This window comes from Clostridium sp. DSM 8431, assembly GCF_900116755.1.
In the GTDB taxonomy this organism is placed as follows: domain Bacteria; phylum Bacillota; class Clostridia; order Clostridiales; family Clostridiaceae; genus Clostridium.
Genome location: NZ_FPBY01000301.1, coordinates 1 through 1,896 on the forward strand (window position 1 = coordinate 1; position 1,896 = coordinate 1,896).

The 1,896-nt window shown below is 27.6% G+C and carries 1 protein-coding gene; it reads right to left on the bottom strand.

All coding sequences use genetic code 11. The annotated features are described in order from the left end of the window. Positions 1-836: 836 nt before the first annotated feature. Positions 837-1,814, bottom strand: coding sequence for a reverse transcriptase family protein (locus BM384_RS16955; RefSeq protein ID WP_090015429.1), 978 nt, complete (start codon positions 1,812-1,814; stop codon positions 837-839). Between the last annotated feature and the right edge of the window lie 82 nt (positions 1,815-1,896).

Consider the following 1,896-nt stretch of genomic DNA (forward strand, 5'->3'; position numbering starts at 1 on the left):
AAAAACTTACTCATAAAAGAATTGCTGGTTCTTAACTTTATCTATATCTGTTCAATTTTCAAAGACCAATTTGTTTGCCACTCCTTGCGACTCATTTATAATAACATCATACTCACCAAATAGCAACACTTTTTTTAAACTTTTTTTATTTTTTTTATTTCATCTTATTATATGCCATGAAATATGCTTAACAAAAGCCTACTAAACACTAGTAATATCCTTATTTTCGCTTTAACTATCATTAATCTTTAAAAAAAACAAATTTTATTTGTATTTATTATTTGAAAATAAAACAAAGTTACTAATGCCATGCTTTTTAGTCAAAAAGTAACTTTGTTAAGCATCAAAAAGTTTCTAAAAGTAAAATAAGCTCATATTAAAATGAAATCTAGTTATTTTATTTTCCGTTCCTTTTCTATCTCTACATTTTTTCTTTTTAACCTACTAATGAAAACTTATAATAAATAGCGCTCCCTCTTAAAGAAATTTTATATTTGGTTTATACAAAAAAAGCTGCACACTATTGATACACGGTTCAACAGCATACAGCTTAAAACACAATAAATTTTCTGCTAACAATTCACAATATTCTGTTATGACACTTAGGCGGAACATACTAACTGTCACATAACCGAAGGCTAGGTTTTAAATGTGCACAGTTAGTGTGTGGAGCTAAATTGCGCATAACTTAATGATGTATTCTAGACTAACTACGACCACAGCGGAGCACTGCAGTAAAAAAGCCAGAAAATTTATTTTTTACTTTTTATTACCATAAACATATTGTACCACTTACTTGTTATTAGTCAACATTTTTTCTTGTTTTTTCTACCTAATTATCCTTTAAACCTTATAATTTTTTCACATTCTTCGATGATTTTTAAATACCTTTCCCTATTTACGCAAGAAAGCCAGGATGATTTACCTTTTATTTCACTCACAAGATCACAAGGCAATATAGAGCCATTCTCTATTAATTTAGACCCATTAAATACTGCTGCCCTTAAGTTTTTAACCCATTTTTTAGGCACACCAATTTCTCCATTATTTATAACAATCCCTGTTATAGCCTGTCTATTATTCTTTCTTAAGAATTTAGTTTTTTCTTCATTTATAGAAAATCCCTCTTCTTTAATTATCTTAGATATAATACCTAATATCTTTCCAACATTTAAACTATCTTTAGCATCATCTAATACTTTATTTCCTTTATTAAAGCTAAAACTCATATCATCTGCATACCTTGAATAAGTAAATTCATATTTAGATGCAAGTCCATTAAGTCTATTATCTAGCTTAGAACATACTATATTAGTAATCATAGGACTCGCTGGCGAACCTTGTGGAAGTATTCTTTCACTTGTTTTTACATATACATTTTCACCTTTAACTTCCATCTCCATACGCTCACAATATGTACATATCATTGCTAAAAGAGAAGATACATATCCACTATATCCAAACTTCATAAACATACCACGTACTCTTTCAAAAGTTATAGTAGGAAAGAAATTCTCTAAATCCATATTTATTAATAATTCTACATTAGAATCTTTATGTTTTTCTGCTCCACTAACAATAGATCTTCCCTTTATAAAACCATTAGCTGAGTCACTTATTTTTATCTTATTTTTTAATATCTCATCTAAAATTTTTCTTTGAACTCCCTTTAAAACTTTCTTAGGTGCTGCAATATTACGGACTCCACCTTTTTTCTTAGGAATTGTATATCTATTATAGTTATCAAATTTAACTACATCTCTATGATAAGTTAAGTATCTAAGTTGTTTATATTCTATACTAGAGATGAGCATAATTGATCTTTAAAAAATTGAATATAGATTAGAGAATTAAAAATAGTAAAATTAGGATAACTACTAATAATATGACCTAAAA

Coding starts and splice junctions, on each gene's coding strand:
- BM384_RS16955 (WP_090015429.1), bottom strand. CDS start 1,814: ATGCTCATCTCTAGTATAGAATATAAACAACTTAGATACTTAACTTAT.